Source organism: Mycobacterium sp. E2327, from assembly GCF_001672675.1.
Taxonomy (GTDB): domain Bacteria; phylum Actinomycetota; class Actinomycetes; order Mycobacteriales; family Mycobacteriaceae; genus Mycobacterium.
Window position 1 is genome coordinate 1 of record NZ_LZKE01000072.1, and the last position, 24255, is coordinate 24255.

Annotated in this window: 20 protein-coding genes and 1 pseudogene; 7 read left to right on the forward strand and 14 right to left on the reverse strand. The window is 68.9% G+C overall.

Translation table 11 applies throughout. The features are described from left to right. The 8 genes from A5712_RS08830 to A5712_RS08865 all read right to left on the reverse strand — a co-directional run. Positions 1-578, reverse strand: a 578-nt coding sequence (locus tag A5712_RS08830) for a serine/threonine-protein kinase (protein ID WP_156766487.1), incomplete at its 3' end; no start/stop codon positions are given. A gap of 88 nt (positions 579-666) precedes the next feature. Further along, positions 667-1377 (reverse strand): C39 family peptidase, encoded by a 711-nt coding sequence (locus tag A5712_RS08835; RefSeq protein ID WP_068103664.1) that lies wholly within the window; start codon positions 1375-1377, stop codon positions 667-669. A gap of 185 nt (positions 1378-1562) precedes the next feature. Then, positions 1563-1919 (reverse strand): DUF732 domain-containing protein, encoded by a 357-nt coding sequence (locus tag A5712_RS08840; protein WP_068103634.1) that lies wholly within the window; start codon positions 1917-1919, stop codon positions 1563-1565. A gap of 105 nt (positions 1920-2024) precedes the next feature. Beyond that, a complete protein-coding gene (gene embR, locus A5712_RS08845; RefSeq protein ID WP_068103635.1) occupies positions 2025-3158 on the reverse strand; it encodes an ATPase/transcriptional regulator EmbR in 1134 nt (377 codons plus the stop codon). Between the two features lie 87 nt (positions 3159-3245). Continuing rightward, a complete protein-coding gene (locus tag A5712_RS08850; protein ID WP_068103637.1) occupies positions 3246-3932 on the reverse strand; it encodes a hypothetical protein in 687 nt (228 codons plus the stop codon). 23 nt (positions 3933-3955) lie between these two features. Further along, positions 3956-4279 carry a DUF732 domain-containing protein gene (locus tag A5712_RS08855; protein WP_068103638.1) on the reverse strand — a complete coding sequence of 108 codons (324 nt, stop codon included), beginning with the start codon at positions 4277-4279 and terminating at the stop codon, positions 3956-3958. A gap of 52 nt (positions 4280-4331) precedes the next feature. Next, positions 4332-6209, reverse strand: a complete 1878-nt coding sequence (locus tag A5712_RS08860) for an ABC transporter ATP-binding protein (RefSeq protein ID WP_068103639.1) — start codon at positions 6207-6209, stop codon at positions 4332-4334. Beyond that, a complete protein-coding gene (locus A5712_RS08865) occupies positions 6206-7960 on the reverse strand; it encodes an ABC transporter ATP-binding protein (RefSeq protein WP_068103640.1) in 1755 nt (584 codons plus the stop codon). The genes A5712_RS08860 and A5712_RS08865 overlap by 4 nt, the downstream gene beginning before the upstream one ends. A 110-nt stretch (positions 7961-8070) precedes the next feature. Between A5712_RS08865 and A5712_RS08870 the strand changes: the two genes are divergently transcribed. After that, complete coding sequence (locus A5712_RS08870) at positions 8071-8637, forward strand: DUF3558 domain-containing protein (RefSeq protein ID WP_369830374.1); 567 nt, start codon at positions 8071-8073, stop codon at positions 8635-8637. Continuing rightward, on the forward strand, positions 8634-9179 hold the full coding sequence (locus A5712_RS08875) for a DUF3558 domain-containing protein (protein WP_068103642.1): 546 nt from the start codon (positions 8634-8636) through the stop codon (positions 9177-9179). The genes A5712_RS08870 and A5712_RS08875 overlap by 4 nt, the downstream gene beginning before the upstream one ends. Here the strand turns inward: A5712_RS08875 and A5712_RS08880 are convergent. Further along, positions 9176-9652 (reverse strand): histidine phosphatase family protein, encoded by a 477-nt coding sequence (locus A5712_RS08880; RefSeq protein WP_068103666.1) that lies wholly within the window; start codon positions 9650-9652, stop codon positions 9176-9178. The genes A5712_RS08875 and A5712_RS08880 overlap by 4 nt on opposite strands. Positions 9653-9862: 210 nt before the next feature. Here A5712_RS08880 and A5712_RS08885 point away from each other — a divergent pair. Beyond that, a pseudogene (locus tag A5712_RS08885) lies at positions 9863-11311 on the forward strand (PE family protein); the annotation flags it as partial. Positions 11312-11406: 95 nt separating this feature from the next. Here the strand turns inward: A5712_RS08885 and A5712_RS08890 are convergent. Then, positions 11407-12831 carry a PE domain-containing protein gene (locus A5712_RS08890; protein ID WP_068103645.1) on the reverse strand — a complete coding sequence of 475 codons (1425 nt, stop codon included), beginning with the start codon at positions 12829-12831 and terminating at the stop codon, positions 11407-11409. Between the two features lie 197 nt (positions 12832-13028). On the opposite strand from A5712_RS08890, the gene A5712_RS08895 reads away from it, so the two are divergent. Genes A5712_RS08895 through A5712_RS08905 form a run of 3 tightly spaced genes read left to right on the forward strand, consistent with a single transcriptional unit; the run spans position 13029 to position 18078 of the window. Further along, positions 13029-14171 carry an exonuclease SbcCD subunit D gene (locus A5712_RS08895; protein WP_068103647.1) on the forward strand — a complete coding sequence of 381 codons (1143 nt, stop codon included), beginning with the start codon at positions 13029-13031 and terminating at the stop codon, positions 14169-14171. Then, positions 14168-16786 carry an ATP-binding protein gene (locus A5712_RS08900; protein WP_068103649.1) on the forward strand — a complete coding sequence of 873 codons (2619 nt, stop codon included), beginning with the start codon at positions 14168-14170 and terminating at the stop codon, positions 16784-16786. The genes A5712_RS08895 and A5712_RS08900 overlap by 4 nt, the downstream gene beginning before the upstream one ends. Before the next feature lie 38 nt (positions 16787-16824). Further along, positions 16825-18078: an alpha/beta hydrolase gene (locus A5712_RS08905; protein WP_068103654.1), complete on the forward strand. Its 1254-nt coding sequence runs from the start codon at positions 16825-16827 to the stop codon at positions 18076-18078. Here the strand turns inward: A5712_RS08905 and A5712_RS08910 are convergent. Genes A5712_RS08910 through A5712_RS08925 form a run of 4 tightly spaced genes read right to left on the reverse strand, consistent with a single transcriptional unit; the run spans position 18065 to position 23511 of the window. Beyond that, positions 18065-19801, reverse strand: a complete 1737-nt coding sequence (locus A5712_RS08910) for an ABC transporter family substrate-binding protein (RefSeq protein ID WP_082973353.1) — start codon at positions 19799-19801, stop codon at positions 18065-18067. The two genes, A5712_RS08905 and A5712_RS08910, sit on opposite strands and share 14 nt — an antisense overlap. After that, positions 19794-21635: an ABC transporter ATP-binding protein gene (locus tag A5712_RS08915; protein WP_068103658.1), complete on the reverse strand. Its 1842-nt coding sequence runs from the start codon at positions 21633-21635 to the stop codon at positions 19794-19796. Before A5712_RS08915 ends, A5712_RS08910 begins: the two co-directional genes overlap by 8 nt. Then, entirely contained in the window at positions 21632-22537 is a 906-nt protein-coding gene (locus tag A5712_RS08920; RefSeq protein ID WP_068103660.1) for an ABC transporter permease, read from the reverse strand. The genes A5712_RS08915 and A5712_RS08920 overlap by 4 nt, the downstream gene beginning before the upstream one ends. Continuing rightward, complete coding sequence (locus A5712_RS08925) at positions 22534-23511, reverse strand: ABC transporter permease (protein ID WP_068103668.1); 978 nt, start codon at positions 23509-23511, stop codon at positions 22534-22536. Before A5712_RS08925 ends, A5712_RS08920 begins: the two co-directional genes overlap by 4 nt. A gap of 127 nt (positions 23512-23638) precedes the next feature. Here A5712_RS08925 and A5712_RS08930 point away from each other — a divergent pair, with 127 nt between their 5' ends. Continuing rightward, a complete protein-coding gene (locus A5712_RS08930; RefSeq protein ID WP_068103662.1) occupies positions 23639-24130 on the forward strand; it encodes a carbonic anhydrase in 492 nt (163 codons plus the stop codon). Positions 24131-24255 lie beyond the last annotated feature (125 nt).

The following is a 24255-nucleotide window of genomic DNA, read 5'->3' on the forward strand; positions in this document are numbered from 1 at the left end:
GTGACCTCGTCGTTCGAAAACCGTTCCGGCGCCATGTATTTCCAGGTGCCCACGGCGGTGCCGAGCTGGGTCAGCTTCTCGTCGGTCTTCGCGCTGGCGATCCCGAAGTCGACCAGGTAGGCGAAGTCGTCACGGGTGACCAGGATGTTGGGCGGTTTGACGTCGCGGTGCGTCACCTCGGCGGCGTGCGCCGCGTCCAGCGCGGAGGCGATCTGGGTGATGATGGCGACCGCGCGGGGCGGCGACAGTGACCCGAACTGCTTGAGCAAAGTCCCGAGATCGGTGCCCTCGATGAGGCGCATCTCCAAAAACATTTGCCCATCGATCTCGCCGTAGTCGTGGATGGGCACCACGTGGGGTTCCTGCAAACGGCCGGTGATGCGGGCCTCGCGCCGCATCCGTTCGCGGAACACGGGGTCGCTGCTGACCGATTCCGACATCAGCTTGAGCGCGACTGTCCACCCCTTGACGGTGTGTTCGGCCTCGTAGACCTCGCCCATTCCACCGTGGCCGAGGGCCCGCTTGAGTTCGTAGGGTCCGAACATCGACCCCACCCGCGAGCCCGGCGCCCCGCTCATCGTTCCTCCCAACAACCGCGACCCGCCGACCATATCAACACGTTCCGATCTGGCCGGCCGGCCGCAGCGTGTCACCGCTCGCCCGCGCTCAGTGGCCGGTCGGGCTGGTGACGATCATCATTTCGTCGGTGGCGTCCCACGCCTTCAGGAAGACCTTCACCGGGATCTGGGAGTCGCGTCCGGCGCGGATACCGCTGTCGTTCAGGTGGACCATGTTCGTGGCGGTGTCGACGCCGGTCACCACCACCGCGTGGTCACCGCGCGGGTTCCCGAGCTCGTCCTTCTTTTCGATCGGCTCTTGCCAGATGACTTCGGCGTTGACCCCGACGATGATCTTGTTCCCCGCGGCGAGTTCCTTCTTGAGGCCCTCGATGCCGGGGAGGAAGCCATCGGCCGGAGCGTGCTTCTTGTCGGTGAGCACCGACCCGATCTGGTACTGGGCGAGCAGCGTCGGGACGTCCAGAGGACTGGTGCCCATGCCCGAGTTGGGGTTCCTGGTGTCGGCGGGTTTGGCGTAGATGGAGCCGGGATGGTCGGTGCTGGGCGTCGCTTGGGCCACCTTGATGATTGCGTCCTCCGAGGGTTCCTTGCCGGTCATCTGACCGATCACGTCGGCGCTCGCCATCAGCACGCAGTCGTCGTATTTCTGGTAACGCCACCACTTGGCGGCGGCGGCTGGGTCGCCGTACATGGTGCCCGCGACGGCGCCCGCCGGTGTGGCCAGTCCCAACGCGACGGCGCCGGCCACCATCGCGAGGGTGGCGGCCCTGGCGATGCTTGCGATCTTGGGGGTCTTCATGGTCTTCACTGCTTGTTCCTTTTCTCGTTCCGCTTGGTTGCGGTTTGGTTGAGAAAAGGTTCCGATGTTGACCTTGTCGTAATCTCAACGAATTCTTGAAAAGATCGGTGCGGCAGCGCTTTTGGGATCAAACGAAGAATGGGGGACCCCGTAATCGGGATCCCCCATTCGGGCGGGCGGGTTGGTCAGGTCAGTTGGGTGGAGAGCTGCGGGCAGTAGGCCTGCGCCGCGTCGACGACGAAGTAGGCGGCCTGCTTGGTGGTGAGGTTCGTCTGGCTCAGCACCTCGGTGGCGACGTCCGTGCCGGTCTTGCCGGCAGCCAGCTCCTTGCACACCTGGTGGCCCTCCTTGATGGCCTCTTGCGGCGAGGTGAAGGTGACGCCGAGGCCCCTCATCTCGGTGATGAAGGTGTCGTCGGCCGTGCTGGCCCCGGCGGCGCCGGCGGTGGCGATCGCCAGCCCGGCGGCGGCGGCGCCGATGGCCGTGGTGACGACGGCGGTGATGCGGGGAGAGAACCGGGGGGAGAACCGGGGAGAAAACATTGTCGAGATCCTTTGCTGTGGGTTTGGCCCGTTGGTGTGCTCAGCTTCGGGCCCCACCCTTGGAGGATTCTCAACGAACTCTTGATGGAAATCTTGATGCCCGCGTTACCCCTGGCTGACCTTGAAGGTGAACTCGTGCTCGCCGATGCGGATGCGGTCGCCGTCCTGCAGCGGGGTCGCCGAGCGGATGCGCTCGCCCTGCACCTGCACGCCGTTGGAGGAGCGCAGGTCGTTGATCACCCAGCTGGTGCCGGTGTCGACGATGACGGCGTGGTGGCGGCTGACCTTGGGGGTGTCCAGCACGATGTCGTTGGCGCTGAGGCGCCCGATGCGGGTCGCGGCCTCCTGCACCGGATAACTCTTCCCGGACGCTTCGCGCAGATGCGCGACGGCGTTGCGCTCGGAAACCCTGGTGTGCTGATCCATGACCGTCTGCGTGACCGCGGCGGTGGTCACGGCGATCTTCTTGACGTCCAACGGCTCCTGGCGCAGGATCCGCTCGTTGAGGGCGCGCAGGTTCGGGCCCGGGTCGATGCCGAGCTCGTCGGCGAGCGTCTCCTTCACGCGGCGGTAGGCCGCCAACGCGTCGGATTGGCGCTCGGTGAGGTAGTAGGCCGTGATCAACTGGGCCCATAGCGGCTCGCGGTAGGGGTGCTCCACGGTCAGCGCCTCGAGCTCGGCGATCACGGCAAAGGCGCGCCCGCAGGCGATTTCGGCCTCCGCCTTGGCCGTGTGGACCAGAATCTTCTCCTCGACGAGGGAGGTGGCATAGGTGTCGACGAACTGGAAGTCGCGCAGGTCCTCGAGCACCGGTCCGCGCCACTCCGCCAGCGCCGCCGACAGATGCTTGCTCGCCTGTTCGAACCGGGACGCGGCGGCCGCATGCACGCCCGCGGTCTTCTCGGCGATGAATCGCCCGATGTCGCAAGCGTTGTCGGGGATGCTGAGGCGGTACCCCGGGGGCGCCGCGGCCAGCACCACCCGGGGGTCAATTCCGGCGCCGCTGAGCAGCTTGCGCAGGTTGGAGACGTAGGAGTGGATGCTGGCCCGCGCCCCCGACGGCGGCGACTCCTCCCACAGAGCCGTGATCAGTCGGTCAACGCCGACCGGGCTGTTGCGGTTCATCAGCAACATGGCCCCCACGGCCCGCTGCTTGGGGGTGCCGAGGGGAACCAGGGTCCCGTCAACGCTCATTTCCAGCGGCCCGAGCAGACCGAACTCGAGGCGTTTCTCGACCATCGCGCGTCACACCCTCCCGTCTTCCGCGACGTTGCGTTCATTGATTGTGATACGAACTTCGCGAATTCGGTAACACCCCAACGCGATCTACAGCGTGACCACCATCAACTCGTCGCTCGTGTCCCAAGCTTTGACGAAAAGCTCGATGGGAACCTGCTCGTCGCGCCCCTCGGCGATGCCGCTGTCGTTGAGGTGGACGATGCCGCGGGCGACGTCGACACCGGTCACCACCACCGCGTGGTCGGACACGGGGTTGCCGCTCTTATCCCTCGCGTCGACGGGCTCGTGCCAGATGATTTCGCCGTTGACGCTGGCGATCACCTTGTGGCCGCCGCCGAGCGCCTGCTTGAGCCCCGCGATGCCCGAGCGGATTCCGCTCACCGCGCGGTCGTCCCTGTCGATGACTACCGCGGCCACCCGGTAATGCGCGAGCAACGCGGGAATGTCCGCCATGCTGGCGCCGTCGCCCGAATTCGGGTCGTCCGGGTTGGCCGGCTTGGTGTAGATCGGGCCGCCGTGAACCACGCTCGCAGTCGAGTGGGCCTTCTCGATGATGGCGGCCTCGGAGGGCGACTCGCCGGTGATCTGACCGATGACGTCGGCGCTGGACATCAGGACGCAGTCGTCGTACTGCTGCTGGTGCCAGAACTTGCCGGCGGCGACGGGGTCGCCGTACACGGCCTCGGAGGCCGCATTGGCCGGGGCGGCCACACCGAACGCAATCGCGAGCACCGCGAATGTGACTGTGGCCGTGGCGATCCGGTTGGGCTTCATGACCAGTCCTTTGCTTCTCAGCGTCACTTGGCGAACTGCGGGCAGTAGGCCTTGGCGGCGACGACGACGAAGTAGTCCGCCTGCTTGGCGGTCAAATTGGTCTCGCTCAGCACCTGACGGGCGATCTCGGGCCCGCTGCTGCCGGCGTTGAGCTCCACGCACACCAGGTAGCCGTCCATGATCGCGGCCTGCGGCGAGTCGATTCCGATGCCGGCGCCCCTGATCTCCGTGACGAAGGCGTCGTCGACGGTGCCGGCCGACGCGCCGCCCGCGGTGGCCACCGCGAGCCCGACGGCGGCGCCGACGAGAGCGGTGGCGACGGCTGCGGCGATGCGAAATGCGAACATGCGCCAAGGTTCCGGCCGGACCCTTGACGGATCCTCAACGATTTCTTGGTGATTAAGCCCGAGTCATCGCGTAGTAGGCGCCGCGCCGCGCCAGCAGTTGGGCGTGGCTGCCCTGTTCGACGATGCGGCCGGCCTCGACGACGACGATGCGGTCGGCGTCGCGGATGGTCGAAAGGCGGTGCGCGATAATGAAACTCGTGCGGCCTCGGCGAAGTTGGCGCATGGCGTGCTGAACGAGGGTTTCGGTGCGGGTGTCGACCGAGCTGGTCGCCTCGTCGAGGATCAGCAGCCGCGGCCGGGCGAGGAATGCGCGGGCGATGGTGATGAGCTGGCGCTCGCCGGCGCTGATGTTGGTGCCGCCGCCGCTGACCGGGGTTTGGTAGCCGGCCGCCAGGGTGTGCACGAAACGGTCCACGTACGCCGCCTTGGCGGCCTCGATCACCTCGTCTTCGGTGGCTTCCGGGCGGCCGTAGGCGATGTTCTCCGCGAGAGTCCCGTCGAACAGCCAGGTGTCCTGCAGCACCATGCCGATTCCCGATCGCAGCGACTGCCTGCTCACGGTGGTGATGTCGACCCCGTCGATCATTATTCGACCCGAGTCGACGTCATAGAACCGCATTAGCAGGTTCACCAGCGTGGTCTTGCCCGCCCCGGTCGGGCCCACGATCGCCACCGTGCTGCCCGGCTCGGCCACCAGCGACAGGTCGTGGATGACCGGCGTGCCCGGCCGGTACGAGAAGTTCACGTGCTCGAACTCGACGCGGCCGCCGTTGGACCGCGGCAATGCCCGCTCCGGGTCCGGCGGCTCCTCGGGCTCGTCGAGCAGCTCGAACACCCGCTCGGCGCTGGCCACCCCGGATTGCAGGGTGTTGTACATCCCGGCCACCTGGCTCACCGGCGCGTTGAACTGCCGCAGGTATTGGATGAAGGCCTGGATGCTGCCCAGTGTGATCTGCCCGGTGGCCACCTGCAGGCCGCCGACGACGGCGACCGCGGCGTAGCCGACGTTGCCGATGAACCCGGTCGCCGGCGCCACCAGGCCGGAGAAGAACTGGGCGCCGAAGCTGGCCCGGTAGACCTCGTCGTTGAGGCGGCGGAACTGCTCGCGCGCCGCGGCCTGGTGGCCGAACGTCCGGACCACCGTGAATCCGCTGTAGGTCTCCTCGATGTGGGCGTTCAGGCGCCCGGTGCTTCGCCACTGGGCGACGAACAGGCGCTGCGAACGCCGCGCGATCGCCCGCGTCGCCAGCAGCGAGATCGGCACGGCCAGCAGCGTGATGCCGGCCAGCAGCGGGGAGATGGACACCATCATCGCCAGCACGGCCACCACCGTCAGGGCCGCCGTCAAAAGCTGGCTGATCGTCATCGACAGTGACGACTGCACGTTGTCGATGTCGTTGGTGACGCGGCTCAGCACCTCGCCGCGTTGCCGGCCGTCGAAGTAGGCCAGCGGCAGCCGGTGGATCTTGTCCTCGACGTCGGAGCGCAGCGCGACCATGGTGCGCTGCACGGTGAGGTTGAGCAGCCGGACCTGCGCCCAAATCAGCAGCGCGGAAACAACATACAGCGCCAGGGCCAACGCCAGCGTTCGGGCCACCGCGCCGAAGTCCACGCCCCGCCCCGGCACCACGTTCATCCCGGACAGCAGGTCGGCGAACGCGTTCTGGCCGCGGGCGCGGGCGGCGGCGATCGCCTGCGCCTTGCTGACCCCGGCCGGCAGCTGCCGCCCGATGACGCCGTCGAACAGCAGGTCGGTGGCGTGGCCCAGGATTCGCGGTACGACCACCCCGATCGCCGTGCCGGCGATGCCCAGCGCGATCACCGCGAGGCTCAGGCGCCGTTGCGGCGCAAGCCGTTTCACCAGCCGGGTCGCCGACGCCCAGAAGTCCCGGGACCGTCCGGCCGCCGGTGCCACGGGCGCCACGGTCATTGCTTACCCCCCACCCCGGCCCCCACCGACTGCGAGTCGGCGAATTCCGCGTAGGTGGGACAATCCGCGAGCAGCGATTCGTGCGTGCCCGCGCCCACCAGTTTCCCGCCGTCGACGACGATCACCTGGTCGGCCTGGGCAGCGGTGGAAACGCGTTGGGTGACAACGATTATCGTCGCCGAACCCGACACCTCGGCCAGCGACGCGCGCACCCGCGCGTCGGTGTGCACGTCGAGCGCGGCGAAGGAGTCGTCGAACAGGTAGATCGCCGGGCGGCGGATGACGGCCCGCGCGATCGCCAGCCGCTGCCGCTGGCCGCCGGAGAAGTTGATGCCGCCCTGGGCGACGCGCATGCGCAGCCCGTCATCGTGGGCGCGGACGAACCCGTCGGCGTCGGCTATCCGCAACGCCTCCCACATCTCGTCGTCCGTCACCACCTGCCCGGGAGCCGCGCCGTAGCGCAGGTTCTCGGCCACGGTGCCCGAGAACAGGTAGCCGCGCTGGGGCACCAGCCCGATCGCCGACCACAGCCGCTCGGTGTGGTAGTCGCGGACGTCGACGTCGTCGATCAGCACGGCGCCTGAGGTGACGTCGTAGAGCCGGCAGATCAGGGAGATCAGCGTCGACTTGCCCGAACCGGTGCTCCCGACGATCGCGGTTGTCGTCCCGGGCGTCGCGGCGAACGAAATGTCCTGCAGCACAGGGCGATCGGCGCCCGGATAGGTGAAGGTGGCGCCCTCCAACCGCACGACGCCCGCGATCCCACCCAGCGGAAACCTCGGGTTCGGTGGGTCCTGCACGGCGGCGCGGGTGTCGAGCACCTCGGTGATCCGTTCGGCGCACACCGCCGCGCGCGGCAGCACCACCAGCGTCATCGTGGCCATCAGGACCGCCATCAGGATTTGGGTGAAGTACACCAGGAAGGCGGTCAGCGAACCGACCTGCATCTGGCCCCGGTCGATGCGCAGGCCGCCGAACCAGATCAGCGCGACGCTGGACACGTTGATGGTCAGCGTGGTCAGCGGGAGCATCAGCGCCTGCAGATTGCCGGCGGCCAGCGCGGTGTTCGACAGCGCGGTGTTGGCGCGGGCGAACCGGTCGCGCTCGTGGCCCTCGCGGGCGAACGCGCGGACCACCCGGACGCCGGACAGTTGGTCGCGCACCACCCGGTTGATGCCGTCGATCAGGCCTTGCATCCGGCGCAGCAGCGGCAGCATGCGCGACATGACGAAGTAGTTGGTCACCGCCATCACTGGGACGCTGACCAGCAGCAGCCACGCCAGCGCCGCCTCCTGGTGCAGGGCCATGACGATGCCGCCCACGCACATGATCGGCGCGGTGATCAGCACGGTGCCGCCGATCTGGACCAGGTACTGGATCTGCCGGACGTCGTTGGTGCTGCGCGTTAGCAGGGTTGGCGCGCCGAATCGGTCGGTCTCGTGCTCGGAGAAGGTGGTGACGTGTTCGAAAATCGCCTGGCGCAGGTCGCGGCCGAAGCCCATGCCCGCCCGCGAGCCGACGTAGACGGCCCCGACCGCGCACAGCACCTGCAGCCCGGTGACCGAAAGCATCACCATGCCGAGCCGGACGATGGTGGCGGTGTCGCCTTTGGCGACGCCCTCGTCGATGATCGAGGCGTTGACCGTGGGCAGGTACAGCGACGCCAGCGTGCTGGTCAGCTGGAGCGCCAGCAGCACCGCAACCAGCCGCCGGTACGGCCGGATGTACTGGCGCAGCAGTGCCAGGAGCATCTGGCTACTGTCGCATACGGCGCGCCCCGCGCTGCTCAACACGGGGCCGAAATGCCTGCTCAGGCGCGGCGTCAGCGGTTGGCCGCCGCGGTCCCGCTACAGTGCATCGTGTGACGAGCAGAAGGCGAGGCGCGAGGGCGCTGGCTCTCGTGGCGTCGGCCTTAGCGATTCTGATCCCGACGATTGCGGGATGCTCGGGTTCCGGCGACAACAAACCGGGAGCGACGGCATCGTCGACGCCGGGCAACGGCGAGGGCCACCACGGGCCGATGTTCCCGCAATGCGGCGGCATCAACGATCAGACCGTGTCGGAGCTGACCAAGGTGACCGGATTGGTGAACACCGCCCGGAACTCGGTCGGGTGCCAGTGGCTGGCGGGCGGCGGGATTCTCGGCCCGCACTTCTCCTTTTCCTGGTATCGCGGCAGTCCGATCGGACGCGAACGCAAGACCGAGGAGCTGTCGCGCGCCAGCGTCGACGACATCAACATCAACGGCCACGGCGGCTTCATCGCCGTCGGCAACGAGCCCAACCTGGGCGACTCGCTCTGTGAGGTAGGTATCCAGTTCCAGGACGACTTCATCGAATGGTCGGTCAGCTTCAGCCAGAAGCCCTTCCCGCCGCCCTGCGATATAGCCAAGGAATTGGCCCGTCAGTCGATTGCGAACTCCAAATGAGCCGGCGAACCGTTCGCGCCTGCGTCGCCGTGCTTTTCGCCGCGCTGTTGGTGTTGACCGGATGTTCGCGGTCCATCGGGGGTAACGCCATCAAGGCGGGCGGCAACCCCCCGCGCAACAACACCTCTCAGCAGCAGTACCCGAACCTGCTCAAGGAGTGCGAGGTGTTGACCAGCGACATCCTGGCCAAGACCGTCGGCGCCGATCCGCTGGACATCCAGAGCACGTTCGTCGGTGCCATCTGCCGGTGGCAGGCGGCGAACCCGGCGGGGCTGATCGACATCACCCGGTTCTGGTTCGAGCAGGGCAGCCTGGGCGAAGAGCGCAAGGTGGCCGACTTCCTCAAGTACAAGGTCGAGAACCGCGCGATCGCGGGCATCGAGTCGATCGTGATGCGCCCGGACGACCCGAACGGCGCGTGCGGCGTGGCGAGCAACGCGGCCGGGGTGGTCGGGTGGTGGGTCAACCCCCAGGTGCCGGGGATTGATGCCTGTGGGCAGGCGCTCAAGCTGATGGAGCTGACGCTGTCTACCAACAGCTAGCGCGGAACTTCGAAGCCGGTCAGCGCCGCCCCGCCCGGTTCGAGTCCCTTCCACGCACCCGGCACCGCCAGGACGGCGATGGCCGACGTCGGGAATTTGGTCGAGATGCGTTCCAGCACAGCGACGTCCGTGTCGTCATCGGCGGCCAGGGTGATCGCGAGCCCTGACATCGTGGGCTCGTGACCGACGACCAGCAGCGTGCCGACGTCGTCGGCCGTCTCGTTGATCTCCGCGATCATCGTCCCCGGGGTGGCGCCGTAGAGCCGCTCGCTGTAGCGCACCGGCGCCTCGATCCCGGTCCTGTCCAGGGTCTGCCGGGCGCGCGTCGCGGTGGAGCACAGCACGGCGTCGATCGCGGGAACGTTGGCGCGCAACCAGTCCCCGGCCAGCCCGGCCTCCCGGATGCCGCGCGGCGCCAGGGGCCGGTCATGATCCGGGACGCCCTCCGGGTAATCGGATTTCGCGTGCCGCATCAATAGCAGGGTGCGCTTCACGGATTCACGCTAATCAATGCACAACGCTGATCGCTACGCCGCGCAGGAGTCCTCGTCCGCGTCGCGGCCGATATCAAGCGAAGGCGGGCTGCATCACAAACCGAGACTGCCTAGAATCTTTAGTGTTCTGACGGGTGGAGGGTCCGCCGGGCTAGTGATAACGACGAGCTAGCTAGGAGGTGGACCGACGTGTCGTATGTGATCGCCGCGCCGGACATAATTGGTTCGGCCGCAACGGATTTGGTAGCCATCGGCTCCACACTCAAGGCGGCCGGCGCAGTCGCGGCCGCCCCGACGACGGGGATCGTCGCCGCGGCTGAGGATGAGGTGTCGGCGGCCGTCGCAGCGGTGTTCTCCGCCCATGGTGAGGGCTTTCAGGCGCTGGGTGCGCAGGCGGCGGCGTTTCAGGAGCGGTTCGTGCAGGCGTTGGCCGCAGGGGCGGACTCCTACGTCGGCGCGGAGGCCGCCAATGTCGAGGCGTTTGCAGCCAATCCGGCCGCGGCGGTGGTGCAGGATCTGCTCGGTCTGATCAATGCGCCTTTCCTGTCGCTGACGGGACGCCCGCTGATCGGAAATGGCGCCAACGGAGCGCCGCTGAGTGGGGCAAACGGCGCGCCGGGCGGGTGGCTGATCGGCGACGGCGGCGCCGGCGCGGCCGGCGGCGGGACCCACCTGGCCGGTGGCAACGGCGGGGCCGGCGGGTTGCTGTTCGGAAGCGGGGGCCCCGGCGGCCCCGGCGGCCACGCCGGGGCGGATCTCGGTGGTGTCGGCGGAAACGGCGGGCCGGCCGGGCTGTTCGGCATCGGGGGAGCCGGTGGCACCGGGACGGGAGGCAACAACGGCGGTAACGGCGGGACCGGTGGGTTGCTCTTCGGCATCGGGGGTGCCGGTGGCACCGGCTCGGAGACGGAGTCGGCCATGACCGGGGCCGGCGGCGCCGGCGGGGCCGCCGGGCTGTTCGGCGTCGGCGGTGCCGGGGGCGCCGGTGGGTTCGGCCAGGTCGGTGGCGGTGGCGGCACCGGCCTCGTCGGCGGCACCGGCGGCGCGGGCGGCGCCGGCGGATTGCTGGTCGGCCACGGCGGCACAGGTGGGGCCGGTGGATTCGGTAGCGGCGGCCACACCGGCAACGGCGGCGTCGGCGGCGCCGCCGGACTGCTCGGCAACGGCGGCACCGGGGGCGTCGGCGGAGCAAGCACGACCACCAACGGCGGCGACGGCGGGGCCGGGGGTCACGGCGGTTTCCTGCATGGCGCCGGTGGCGCCGGCGGCGCCGGCGGATTCGGCCTGATCGGAGGGGCAGGCGGGGCCGGCGGGGCCGGCGGCACGCTGTCCGGTTCCGGTGGCGCCGGCGGAATCGGCGGCATCGGCGGGCTTGGCGTCGTCGGCACGGGCGGCGGGGCGGGCGGAGCCGGCGGCAATGCCGGCATCCTCTTCGGCTTCGGCGGCGCCGGCGGCGCCGGCGGCGACACCGGCGGCGGGGCCGGCGGGACCGGCGGCAACGGCGGCACCTCCGGATTGGTCGGCAACGGCGGAAACGGCGGGAACGGCGGGAACAGCGCCGCCCTTCTAATCGCCGCCGGCGGGGCCGGCGGGAAAGCGCTGCTGTTGGGGGCGAACGGCCTGCCCGGGTTGGAAGGTTGACACCGAGTAGAGGTAGCGGGCGCCGTCAGAACACCGCGCTATGTGGCAGTTGACAGCAACGGACACAAGGGATTTGAAGGTTGCGGTGGTCCCTACACGGGCAGCACGGTCCCGGTGGCCGGGCCCAGGCCAATGAGCTGACCGCCGGGGGGCACGTAGCCGCCGGTGGTCCCGTACAGGCCGTAGAGCGGGTTGAGCGGGCCATGCCCTGAATAGATGTCGTTGATCCAGCCCGTGGACAGGGTGTAGACGGCCTGGGTGTCGCCGGCCGGGGAGAAGGACGTGGCCAGCTGCGAAACGAAGTCGATGAGGGGCTTGTTGCCCAGCAGCGAGTCGACGTGCGAACCGTTGAGCAGTTCGACGCCGGTGAACTGCCCCGGGTACAGACTGACGAGTTCATTCGTGGTGGCGCCGTTGGCGTTCCACGGCTGCGGCGGCGAGGCCACCACATAGTCGGGGATGTGCAGCGTCTTCAGGTTGGCGATCGCCGCCGCGAAGGCCGAGGAGTCGTTCGCGACCCCGTCGAACATGATCACGCCGAGCAGGTGGTTGTTGGCGGTGTTCGTCCCCAGGTCCGCGATGTAATCGCCGGCCGCGAGCGTGGCAAGCCCGCCGCCGGCGGAATGCCCGGTGATCATGAAGTTTTGCGGCAGCGTGCCGTGGTAGCCGGCCTGGTTTGCGCTGAGGTTCAGCGCGGCCTCGTTACCCAGGAACAAGGAGCCGACCGCCTGGTGCATCTGCGTGCCGCCCAGCCAGGCGCCCATCGGCAACGGAATCGACGACACGGTCGGGACGACCACGATGCTGTCGGTGCCGTAGGCGAGGGCGGTAGCCAGAGTGCCGTACCAGCCACCCGTCCCCAGGAAGCCGTGCTGTAGGTAGATGACGCCGCGGGCGTTCACCGTGCCGTCCGCCTGCGTCGGGAAGTACCAGCGCGCCGGGGCGTCATACCCGTTCGGACCGACGGCGAGGTTGAGGTAGGAGAAGCCCTCGCGGACTCCGGTGACCGGGCCGGGGGTTCCCGTCCCCTGATTCACGCCGCCGCTCTGACTCGCGAGGGTCCCGTTGAAGAACTCGGTGAGCAGCCTGCCGAGGAACCCCGGTCCCGAGCTCCCGGTGACGGCGGGCCCGACGGCGCCTTCGCCGAACAGCGGACGCCCGGTCAGGTAGGTGAACGGTGAAAAGAAACCCACGTCGAAGAACTGCTGCTCCAGCCCCTTGATCAGCAGGGACACATTCGTGAGCTCGCCTGCGGCGTAGGTGGCTCCAGCCGCGCCCAACGCGCCCGCAAACTGGGAGTGAAACAGCGTCGTCTGCGCGGTCAGCGCGTGAAATTCCTCGGCGACGTCGCCGAAGAGGTTCGCGACGGCCGCCGACACCTCGTCGCCGGCCGCCGCGGCGATGCCCGTCGTCGAGGGAGCCGCCGCCGCGGAGGCTTCCTTGATGGCCTGCTCGATACCGGTCAGGTCCGCCGACGCTGCGGCAAGGGCGTCGGGCGCTGTAATCACGAGCGACATCCGCGGCTCCCATCCTCGCTCGCCCCCGACATCCCCAGGACAGTTACCGAAGCTACTCAGCTAAGGCCCCGTTTGCTTAACTTTCTTAAAGATTTCCGGCGCCACGAGACGTGCCGGGCGACGTCCCGCGTCTTGTCGGCACCCGAACTTAGACTTCGCGGTGCCCTGATAGCCACGACTCGAAAGGGGTCCGCCGGATGCGATTCCTGCACACCGCCGACTGGCAATTGGGCATGACCCGGCACTTCCTCGCCGGCGACGCGCAGCCGCGGTATTCGGCCGCGCGCCGCGACGCAGTGGCGGGGCTGGGCGCGCTCGCGGCCGAGGTGGGCGCCGAGTTCGTCGTCGTCGCCGGCGACGTCTTCGAACACAACCAACTCGCCCCGCAGGTGATTGGCCAATCCCTGGAAGCCATGCGCGCCATAGGGATTCCCGTCTACCTGCTCCCCGGCAACCACGACCCGCTCGACGCATCGTCGGTGTACACCGGCGCGCAGTTCACCGCCGAGTGTCCCGACAACGTCACCGTCCTCGACCGGGCCGGCGTTCACGAAGTCAGGCCCGGGCTCGAGATCGTCGCCGCGCCATGGCGGTCCAAGGCGCCGACCACCGACCTCGTCGCCGAAATCCTCGACGGCCTGAGCCCGGGACCCGTCACCCGCATCCTCGTTGCCCACGGCGGCGTCGACGTCCTGGACGCCGACCGCGACAAACCCTCGCTGATCCGGCTCGCAAAACTCGAGAACGCGCTCCAGCGAGGCGCCGTCCACTATGTGGCGCTGGGAGACAAACATTCGCTCACCAAGGTGGGCGACAGCGGCCGGGTCTGGTACTCCGGCTCGCCCGAAGTCACCAACTTCGACGATGTCGAAGCGGACCCCGGGCACGTGCTCGTCGCCGACGTCGACGACGGCAAAGACGTCACGGTCGAACCCCGCCACGTCGGCCGGTGGCGGTTCGTCACCCTGCACCGCCAGGTCGACACCAGCCGCGACATCGCCGACCTCGACATGAACCTCGACCTGATGAAAGACAAGGACCGCACGGTCGTGCGGTTGGCGCTCACCGGATCGCTGACGGTCACCGACCGCGCCGCGCTGGACGCGTGCCTGGACCGGTACGCCCGGCTGTTCGCCCACCTGCGCACCTGGGACAGCCACACCGACCTGGTCGTGGTCCCCGCCGACGGCGAATTCACCGACCTGGGCATCGGCGGGTTCGCCGCCTCGGCCGTCGACGAGCTGGTCGCCACGGCGCGCGACGCCGACGCCGACAACGCCGCCGACGCCCAAGCCGCGCTGGCCCTGCTGCTGCGCCTCGCCGATCGGGGGGCCGCGTGAAGCTGCACCGCCTCGTCCTGACCAACTATCGCGGCATCGCGCACCGCGAGATCGAGTTCCCCGACCACGGCGTGGTGGTGGTCTGCGGCGCCAACGAGATCGGCAAGTCCTCGATGATCGAGGCGCTTGACCTGCTGCTGGAATCCCGGGACCGCTCCACCAAAAAGGAAGTCAAGCAGGTCAAGCCGACCCACAGCGACGTCGGCTCCGAGGTGAGCGCCGAAATCAGCTGCGGTCCTTATCGTTTCGTCTATCGCAAGCGGTTCCACAAAAAGTGCGAGACGGAGCTGACGGTGCTGACCCCGCGCCGCGAACAGCTCACCGGCGACGAAGCCCACGACCGGGTCCGCGCGATGCTGGCCGAGACCGTCGACAACGACCTCTGGCACGCCCAACGGGTTTTGCAGGCCACGTCGACGGCCGCGGTGGATCTGTCCGGGTGCGACGCGCTGTCGCGAGCCCTCGACGTGGCCGCGGGTGACACGGCCGCGTTGTCGGGCACCGAGCCGCTGCTGATCGAGCGGATCGACGCCGAATGCGGCCGCTACTTCACCCCCACCGGACGGCCCACCGGCGAGTGGGCCAGCGCGATCAAACACCTCAACGACGCCGAAGCCGCGGTCGCCGAATGGGCGGCGGCGGTGGCCGAGGTCGACGACCGGGTCCGTCGCCACGCGGAGCTCACCGAGCGGGTGGCCGAGCTGTCCCAGCAGCGCGCCGCAGCCGGCCCCCGGCTCGAGGCCGCCCAGCAAGCCGCCGACCGGATCGCCGAACTGACCAACCAGGCTCGCGAGGCCAAGCTGCGCGCCGACGCCGCGACCGCCACCTGCGCCGCGGCCGCCGCGGCCCACGACGGGCGCCTGCGGCTGCTCACCGAGATCGAGACCCGCGCCGCCGGCATCGCCGCTGCCACGGCCGAGGCGGAGCGGGCCGCAGCGGCACACAAGACGGCCGCCACAGACGCGCAGGCCGCCCACGAAGCCGTCGAACAAGCCGCCCAGCGACTGGCCGACCTGAAACGCCGCGCCGAATCCGCGCGGCGCGCCGTCGATCAGCTCGCCGCCCGCGAGGAGGCCGACCGCCTGAGCGCCCGGCTGGCCAAGATCGCCGCCCTCCAAAGCGACCGCCACCGCGTCGGCGCAGAGCTGGCCGCGGTCAAAATCACCGACGAGTCGCTACGGCGCATCGAGGACGCCGCCGCCGCCGTCGATCGCATCGGCGGGCAGCTGGCGTTGACGTCCGCCGCGGTGGAATTCACCGCCATTGCCGACATCGAACTCGCCACCGGCGACCAACGCGTGTCGCTGCCGGCCGGCCAAAGCTGGTCGATCACCGCGACCGGCCCCACCTCCGTCGAGGTTCCCGGCGTGCTGACCGCGCGGGTCACCCCCGGCGCGACCACGCTGGACGTCCACGCCAAATTCGCTGCGGCACAAGACGAACTCGCTAAAATGCTGCAAGCCGCCGAGGTGGCGGACCTCGCGTCGGCGCGGTCCGCCGACCAGCGCCGCCGCGAACTGCAGGGGTGTCGAGACCAATTGGACGCCACGGTATCCGGGCTATGCGGCGACGAAACCGTCGACGAATTGCGGGAGCGGCTGGCGCAGCTGCGCGCCGATCAACCGGCCGACCCGGACGTCCCGAAAGACGCCGACGCCGCCCGCACCGAACTGGCCGCCGCCGAGGCCGCCCACGCCGCCGCGGCCACGGAATGCGAACTGCGCCGCAAAGCCGCGACGGCCGCCGACGCCGCCTTGGCCGAGGCATCAACGCGCGCAACGGTTTCCCAGAACACGCTGCAGGCCCAGCGCGCCGAGCTGGACGCCGCCACGGACCGGCTGGCCCGGGAGCGCGCCGAGGTGAGCGACGAGGACCTCGCGTCGGCGGCGCAAGCCGCGCTTAACGGCAAAGAAGAAGCCGAGCGTCGCGTCGCCGAGCTCGCCGACGCGCTCGCGGGCGCCGCGCCGGACGCGGTCGCCGCCGAATTGGCCGCCGCCACCGAGTCGGCCGACGCGCTGCGCGACCAATACGAAGACGCGAACAGCGCCTTGCGTGAAATCGGCATCGAACTCTCGGTTTTCGGCAGCGAGGGCCGCCAGGGCAAACTGGACGCCGCCAAGACCGAACGCGAGCACGCCGCCGGCCAGCACGCTCGGGTCGGCAGCCGGGCACGGGCCGCGCAGCTGTTGCGCTCCGTGATGACACGGCACCGCGACACCACCCGGCAGCGCTACGTCGAGCCCTATCGCGCGGAACTGCAGCGGCTCGGTCGCCCGGTGTTCGGCCCCGACTTCGAGGTCGACATCGACAGCAACCTGTGCATCCGCAGCCGCACCCTCAACGGCGTCACGGTGCCTTACGAGTCGCTTTCCGGCGGCGCCAAGGAGCAGCTCGGCATCCTGGCCAGGCTGGCGGGCGCGGCCCTGGTCGCCAAGGAGGACAGCGTCCCAGTGGTGGTCGACGACGCGCTGGGTTTCACCGATCCCGATCGCCTGGCCAAGATGGGGCAGGTGTTCGACACCGTGGGCGCGCACGGCCAGGTGATCGTGCTGACGTGCAGCCCCGACCGCTACGACGGCGTGCACGACGCGCACCGAATCGACCTCAACGTTTAGCATGAAGCGCTCGACGGTATTTGTCTTGGTGGAGCGCTATGACTATGAACTCGAAACGGCGTCGGCAGCAGGAAAAGCTGGCCGCGCTGCCCGGCGTGCGGGCGGTGCGTCGGCCGGTCGAGCCGGGTAGCGCCGAAGAGTTCGATCTCTACTACGTGCGCGGCGGCCGCAAGTCCGCCCACCCGCTGGTGATCATCCCGGGCGGCCCGGGAGTCGCGTCGGTCCAGATGTACAAGGGCCTGCGCCGCCGGGCCGCGGCCGCGGGCCTCGACGTCATCATGGTCGAGCATCGCGGCGTGGGGATGTCGCGCCACGACGACTCCGGTGCAGACCTACCGCCCGACGCCCTCACCGTCAATCAGGTCGTCGACGACGTGGCCGCCGTGCTCGACGACGCGCGCGTGGACTCGGCGGTCATCTACGGAGCGTCGTACGGCACCTACATCGCCGCCGGAGTTGGCGTGCGCCACCCGGGCCGGGTGCGTGCGATGGTCCTCGATTCGCCGCTGCTGTCGCGCCACGACATTGTGATCGTGCGCCGCGCGATCCGCCGGCTGCTGCTCCGCGGCGACAGCCCCGAAACCGCCCCGCTCGCACCGAAGGTCCGCAAGCTCGTCGATGCCGGCGTCATGACGGCGGCGGCCACCCAAGTCGTTGCGACGATCTACGGCCATGGCGGGGCGACGCTGCTCGACCGGCAGCTCGACCTGCTGCTCGACGACCGAAAGGTGTTGTGGTGGGCGCTGTCCCGATTCGCGACCCTCTCCAACCTGCCGTACCGTTACGAGGAAGACCTGGTGAGCCGCATCGCGTTCCGCGAACTCGACTATGCCGCCGAGCCCGACGGCCTGCCGCTGGACCCCGCTGTGGCCGAACGCGAAAGCCGGACCCAGACGGCAACTTTCGAGGATGAGCCATACGACCTGCCGGCCGAGATGCCGAATTTCGGCTGGCCCACCGCGGTGATCTCCGGCGGCCGCGATCTCATCACGCCGCCGCCGGTCGCCCAGCGGGTGGCGTCCCTGATTCCCAACGCGCAGCTGCTCAAGCTGCCCACCATGGCGCACAGCGCGCTGGACTTTCGCGAGCCCGCGGCTCTGGCCGTCGCCGGCGCGGTGTGCCGCGGCGAATTCGAGGGCCTGGCCGCCCAAGCGCCGGCGCTGGATGATCTCCCGCCGCGGCCGTCGGTCCGCTTGCTGTGGAAGGCGATCGAGCTCGCCGCCATTGCCGAGGGCGCGCTGCCCGCCCTGCGCGTCCCCGCGCCGTTGCGGCGGCGGGTCAGGTCCGGATGAACCCGATCGCGGTGTAGTTCAGGTCGCCTAGGCCGGCCGCCCCGAAGTTCGCCAGCGTGCTGCGCACCGCGACATCACCGGGGGATTGGGTCAGCGGCAGGCTGAATCCCTCGGCCCAGATGAGCTTGTCGAGGTCGTTGGCCAACGCCTGTGCCTTGGCGGGATCCAGTTCTTCGAGCGTCCGCTCGATCGCGGCGTCGATCTCCGGGCTGCCGATCTTGCCGAAGTTGCTTGCCCCGTCGGACTGATAGATCTGCGTCAGCGACGAGAGCGGGAACGCGTCGCCGAGCCAGCCGAACTGCGCGATGTCGAAGGCCCCGACGTTGACGTAGTTGGTGAAGAAGCCGCTGCCCGACCGCGCGACGAGTTCGAGCTTGACCCCGATCTGGGCGAGGCTGTGCTGGGCGATCTGCGCGAACACCTTGCTGCCCTGCGCGTCGTAGAACAGGTCGCGGATGATCAGCTGGCGGCCGTCGCGCTCGCGGAACTGGCCGTTGAGCTTCCACCCCAGTGCGTCGAGCTCCCGGCTCGCCGCGGCCGGGTCGTAGGGCACGACGGAGCTGTTGTCCTGGTAGCCCTGTTGGCCGGCGACGTAGATGTGGTTGCCCAGCGCCACCGGATTGCTGGTGAGGCCGTACTGGACGACCTTGGCGATGGTCTGGCGGTCGATGCCCTTTGCTACGGCGACCCGTAATGCCTTGTCTTCCAGGATCGCCCCCGGGGCGCCGTTGAAGGTGAAGTGCGACCAGCTCGGCGCGGGCGCCCGCCGTATCGAAATGCCCTTGGTCCGTTCGGCGATCGTCAGCTGGTCCACGGAGCCGATCCCGGTCGCGTCGATCGTGTTGTTCTGCAGCGCCGGCAGCCGGGCGGCGTCGTCGAGCACCAGGTAAGTGATGCTGTCCAGCCGCGGCCGCGCGCCCCACCATTTCGGGTTGCGGGTCAACACGATTCGCTGCGTCGTCCGGTCCAGCGAGGACACGATGAACGGCCCGGCCGTCGGGCCGGGCGCGTCGAGCTGGCCCTTGTTGAACACCTCGGGCGTCGAGGTCATGCTGGCCGGCAGCAGCATGCCATTGCCCGCGAACATGCCGCGCCACTCGGCGTACGGCTTGGCGAACGTCATGATGGCCTGACGGTCGTCGACCCCTCGGGTGACCGACGCGACGCGGTCGGCGCCGCTGAATCCGGCGATCTCGAAGGCCTTGTCGACGCCGGACAGCGCGTGGATTTGGCTGGCGATGTCCTGCCAGGTGACCGGCGTGCCGTCGGACCACACGGCCTTGGGGTTGATGGTATAGGTCACCACTTGGGGGTTGGTCCCGGTGAGCTCGACGCTGGTGAAGTAGTCGGTGTCGACGGTGGTCGAGCCGTCCGGGCCGATGACGAACGCTCGCGGCAGGGTCGCCTTCATCATCGAGGCAACCTCGGCCGAGTTGCCGTCGATGCTGAGAATGTTGAAGTTCGGCGGAAAGTCGCTGAGCGAGAGCCGCAGGTTGCCACCGTCCTGCAGCGTGGTGGGATCGCGCGGGTTGACGTCGCTGGTGGTGCCGATCGAGGCCTTGTTGCCCGTGGTGGGCGTCAGGTCGATGGCCGGCGAACATCCGGTGAGCACCAACCCGGCGACCAGCAACGGACCCAGCAACCGTCGAGACTGCGTCCAGCGCCTGGAAACAGCCAACAACGACGCTCTGAGCGCAGTCTCGGCGACAGAAAACCTAGACATACTTCCCCGGATCAGGTTGGGGCACCGCGCCCAGCAGCCGCCGCGTGTAATCATGCTGCGGATTGGCGAACAGCTGCTCGCTGTCGCCCTGCTCCACGATGGCGCCGGCATACATCACCGCAACGTCGTGCGCGAGATGCTTGACCACCGAAAGGTCATGGGAGACAAAGAGGTACGACAGGCCGAACTGCTCCTGCAGGTCGAGCAGCAGGTTGATGATCCCGGCCTGGATGGACACGTCGAGGGCGGACACCGGCTCGTCGAGCGCCAGGATCTTGGGCTGCAGCGCCAGCGCCCGCGCGATGCCGATGCGCTGCTTCTGCCCACCGGAAAACTCGGCGGGGTAGCGGGTCGCGTCCGCGCGGCGCAGCCCCACGATCTCGAGCAGCTCGGCCACGCGCGCGAACGTGGCGTTCTTGTCGAAGCCGTTGGCCCGCAACGGTTCGGCCAACAGCTCGAAGACCGGCAGCCGCGGATCCAGCGACGCCACCGGGTCCTGGAACACGACCTGGATGTCACGGCGCAGCTCGCGCCGGCGCGCCGGACTCAATTCCGCGACGTCGTTACCCAGCACCTCGATCGAACCGGATTGCGGCGCAACCAGTTCCAGGATCTCGTGCAGTGTGGTCGACTTGCCCGAACCGGACTCGCCCACGATTCCCAGCGTGCGGCCCTGCCGCAGCTCGAAGCTGATGCCGTCGACGGCTCGGACCTCACCGACGGCGCGGCGGAACACCACGCCCCTGGTCAGCCGGTAGGTCTTGACCAGATCGCGCACCCGGACCACCACCGGCGAGTCACCAGGAGTCACCTCGACACGCGCAGAGGTGTTCACCCCGTAGATGTCCGCGGCGCTGCGGTCGCCGACCTGATCGGTGCGGATGCAGGCGGCCCGATGGTCGACGCCGACCTCGATCAATTCCGGTTCTCCCGTGCGACATTCGTCGATGGCCAGCGGGCAGCGCGGCGCGAAGGGGCAGCCCGGATCCAGCCCCGCGAGGGACGGCGGCGCGCCGGGGATGGGCACCAGCCGGGTGCCCTGCGCGGCGTCCAGCCGGGGAACCGACCCCAACAGCCCGACGGTGTAAGGCATCTGGCGGGCCCGATACAGGTCGCTCACGCCGGCGGACTCCACCACCCGCCCGGCATACATCACCAGCGCCCGGTCGGCGAACTCGGCGACCACACCAAGGTCGTGCGTGATGATGAGCACCCCGGCGCCGGTGACGTCGCGGGCCGTCTTGAGCACCTCCAGGATCTGCGCCTGCACCGTGACGTCGAGCGCGGTGGTGGGTTCGTCGCAGATCAACAGGTCGGGATTGTTGGCGATCGCGATCGCGATGACCACGCGCTGCCGTTCGCCGCCGGACAGTTCGTGCGGAAACGCCCGGGCGCGCCGCTCAGGCTGCGAAATGCCAACCAGCTCAAGCAGTTCGGCCGCGCGCCCGCGGGCGGCCTTGCGCCCGACGTGCGGCTGGTGCACCTCGATCGCCTCGGCGATCTGGTCGCCGACGGTGTACACCGGCGTCAGCGCCGACATCGGATCCTGGAACACCATGCCGACCGTCTTGCCGCGGAACCGTGACATCGCGTCGTCGCCGAGTCCCAGCAGCTCGGTGCCCTGCAACCGGACCGAGCCGCGCACGCGCGCGTACTCCGGCAGTAGCCCGACCACCGCCATCGCCGACACGGACTTGCCCGAGCCCGATTCGCCGACCATGGCGACGACTTCGCCGGGTTCGATGTGATACCTGATGCCGCGCACCGCGGTCACCGGCGGGCCGTCACTCGGGAACGTGACGGCCAGGTCGGAAACTTCCAGCAGCGGGCTCATCCCCGCCCCAGCCCGCTGCCCGGGTCGAGCGCGTCGCGCAGCCCGTCGCCGGTCAGGTTGGCGCACACCAGGATCAGTACCAGAACCCCGGCCGGGAACAGGAACACCCACGGGAAGGTGGTCGCCGACTGGGTGCCGTTGGCGATCAGCGTGCCCAGCGACACGTCGGGCGGCTGGATTCCGAAACCGAGGAAGCTCAGGCCGGTTTCGGCCAGGATGGCCGACGCGACGTTGAGCGCGGCGTCGATGATCAGGATGGACGCCACGTTGGGCACCACGTGGCCGACGATGATCCGGCGGCTGGAGACGCCCATATACCGTGCTGCGCGGATGAATTCGCGCTCGCGCAGGCTCATCGTCATGCCGCGGACCATGCGCGAGCTGATCATCCACCCGAAGGCGGCCAGCAGCAGCACCAGCAACAGGACGCTGGACGACTTCTTGACCCGCGGCGTCAGTATCGCGATCAGGATGAAGCTGGGCACCACCAACAGCAGGTCGACCACCCACATCAGCACGCGGTCCCGCCATCCGCCGAAGTAGCCGGCGATCGATCCGACCGTGGCGGCGATGCCGGTGGAGATGAACGCCACGCAGACGCCGATCAGCATCGACTTCTGCATGCCCCGCAGGATCTGGGCCAACAGGTCTTGGCCCAGCGCGTTGGTGCCCAGCCAGTGCCGGGCGTTCGGCGGCTGGAGCAGCGCATCGAAATCGAGGTCGTCGTAGGAGTAGGGCAGCAGCGACGGCAGCGCGTAGCAGCCGACGAACAGCAGCACCAGCAGCGTCAGCGACGCCACCGCGAGCCGGTTGCGCCCGAACCGGCGCAGCACCAACGTCCGGCGCGACGTGAACCCTTCCGGCGTCGAAACCCCTTGCGCCGCAGCCACTTGAGACGTCATGACACCCGCACCCTCGGATCGAGCGCCGCGTAGAACACGTCCGACAACAGGCCGGCCAGCAACACCACCGTGCCGGAGAACAGTGTGATGGCGGCGATGATGTTGGTGTCCTGCGCCGAAATGCCTTGCACCAGCCATTCACCCATGCCGTGCCAGCCGAAGATCTTCTCGACGAACACCGCCCCGGTGACCAGGCCGGCCACCCCGTAGGCGAACAGTGTGGCCAGCGGTATCAGCGCGGTGCGCAGCCCGTGCTTGAACAGCGCGCGCCGACGGGTCAGCCCCTTGGCGCGGGCGGTGCGAATGAAGTCCTGCCCGAGCACGTCGAGCATCGCGTTGCGCTGATATCGGCTGTATCCTGCCGCGGCCATCAGCGCCAGGGTCAGCGTGGGCAGGATCAGGTGCCGCAACCGGTCGACCAGCTCCGGCCAGAACCCGCCCGTCACGCCCGGCGACGTCTCCCCGGTGTAGTCGAACAGATGCATATCGAGGGCCCAGTTGACCCGCAGCGCGCCCAGGATCAGCAGGTTGGCAATGACGAACGACGGAGTGCTCAGCAACAGCAGCGCCAGCAGCGTGACGATGCGGTCGCTCAGCCGGTACTGGCGGATCGCGCCCCACGCCCCGGCGACGATGCCCAGCACCGTGCCCACCAGCGAGCCGACGACCAGCAGCCGCAGGCTGACCCCGACGCGGCGCCACAGCGTGGTGGCGACGGGTTGCCCGGTGATGGTCGAGCCGAAGTCGCCGCGGACGACGTGCGAGGCCCAGTTCGCGTAGCGCAGCGGGATCGGCTTGTCCAAGCCGAGCGCGTGGGCCTTGGCGTCGATGACGGCCTGCGGCGGGCGCGGGTTGCGCTGCAGCAGGCTGTCCAGCGGCGAGAAGGCCACCGAGGTCAGGCAGTAGGTCAGAAACGACGCCAGCGCCAGCAGCACGATGTAGTTGAGCAACCGGCGCGCTAGAAACCGGACCATGCCCACCCGTTCCGCATTGGGACAGGTTAACCAGCCGGGCGGAGCCTTGTGATCCGGCTGATTTTCATGCGTGAATTACGGGTGGCTCGCTGCTACTTTCAGGCCGCCACACCCAGAGGAGGCTTGCGTGACGGTTACCGATGACTACCTGGCCAACAACGCGCAATACGCGAGCACCTTCCAGGGCCCGCTGCCCTTACCGCCGAGCAAGCACGTCGCGGTGGTCGCGTGCATGGACGCGCGGCTCGATGTCTACCGCGTCCTCGGCCTGAACGAGGGTGAGGCCCACGTCATCCGCAACGCGGGCGGCGTCGTCACCGACGACGTCATCCGCTCGCTGGCCATCTCCCAGCGGCTGCTGGGAACCCGGGAGATCATCCTGATCCACCACAGCGACTGCGGCATGCTCACCTTCACCGACGACGAGTTCAAGCGCGGCATCCAGGACGAGATCGGGGTCAAGCCGCCCTGGGCGGCCGAGGCGTTCCCGGACCTCGCCGAGGACGTCCGGCAGTCGCTGCGCCGCATCGAGAACAGCCCGTTCGTTACCAAGCACGTGTCGCTGCGCGGCTTCGTCTTCGACGTCGCCACCGGCAAGCTCGAGGAAGTCACCCTTTAGCGCGAGCAATAGCAGAATCGCATCCAAAGTCGCGATCTAGTGCGATTCTGCGTCTCAGTGTCAGGGTGAGAATGCCGCGTGGCGGCGTGTCTTCGTGACAGAGGCCCGCGCGTGGTGTTGGTTCC

What these genes read in the sequence shown, in the direction of transcription:
- A5712_RS08850 (WP_068103637.1), bottom strand. Translation starts at nt 3,932, where the DNA reads ATGAAGCCCAACCGGATCGCCACGGCCACAGTCACATTCGCGGTGCTC.
- A5712_RS08835 (WP_068103664.1), bottom strand. Translation starts at nt 1,377, where the DNA reads ATGAAGACCCCCAAGATCGCAAGCATCGCCAGGGCCGCCACCCTCGCG.
- A5712_RS08865 (WP_068103640.1), bottom strand. Translation starts at nt 7,960, where the DNA reads ATGCTCCTGGCACTGCTGCGCCAGTACATCCGGCCGTACCGGCGGCTG.
- A5712_RS08920 (WP_068103660.1), bottom strand. Translation starts at nt 22,537, where the DNA reads ATGACGTCTCAAGTGGCTGCGGCGCAAGGGGTTTCGACGCCGGAAGGG.
- A5712_RS08925 (WP_068103668.1), bottom strand. Translation starts at nt 23,511, where the DNA reads ATGGTCCGGTTTCTAGCGCGCCGGTTGCTCAACTACATCGTGCTGCTG.
- A5712_RS08915 (WP_068103658.1), bottom strand. Translation starts at nt 21,635, where the DNA reads ATGAGCCCGCTGCTGGAAGTTTCCGACCTGGCCGTCACGTTCCCGAGT.
- embR (WP_068103635.1), bottom strand. Translation starts at nt 3,158, where the DNA reads ATGGTCGAGAAACGCCTCGAGTTCGGTCTGCTCGGGCCGCTGGAAATG.
- A5712_RS08875 (WP_068103642.1), top strand. Translation starts at nt 8,634, where the DNA reads ATGAGCCGGCGAACCGTTCGCGCCTGCGTCGCCGTGCTTTTCGCCGCG.
- A5712_RS08880 (WP_068103666.1), bottom strand. Translation starts at nt 9,652, where the DNA reads ATGCGGCACGCGAAATCCGATTACCCGGAGGGCGTCCCGGATCATGAC.
- A5712_RS08840 (WP_068103634.1), bottom strand. Translation starts at nt 1,919, where the DNA reads ATGTTTTCTCCCCGGTTCTCCCCCCGGTTCTCTCCCCGCATCACCGCC.
- A5712_RS08895 (WP_068103647.1), top strand. Translation starts at nt 13,029, where the DNA reads ATGCGATTCCTGCACACCGCCGACTGGCAATTGGGCATGACCCGGCAC.
- A5712_RS08860 (WP_068103639.1), bottom strand. Translation starts at nt 6,209, where the DNA reads ATGACCGTGGCGCCCGTGGCACCGGCGGCCGGACGGTCCCGGGACTTC.
- A5712_RS08910 (WP_082973353.1), bottom strand. Translation starts at nt 19,801, where the DNA reads ATGTCTAGGTTTTCTGTCGCCGAGACTGCGCTCAGAGCGTCGTTGTTG.
- A5712_RS08855 (WP_068103638.1), bottom strand. Translation starts at nt 4,279, where the DNA reads ATGTTCGCATTTCGCATCGCCGCAGCCGTCGCCACCGCTCTCGTCGGC.
- A5712_RS08890 (WP_068103645.1), bottom strand. Translation starts at nt 12,831, where the DNA reads ATGTCGCTCGTGATTACAGCGCCCGACGCCCTTGCCGCAGCGTCGGCG.
- A5712_RS08905 (WP_068103654.1), top strand. Translation starts at nt 16,825, where the DNA reads ATGACTATGAACTCGAAACGGCGTCGGCAGCAGGAAAAGCTGGCCGCG.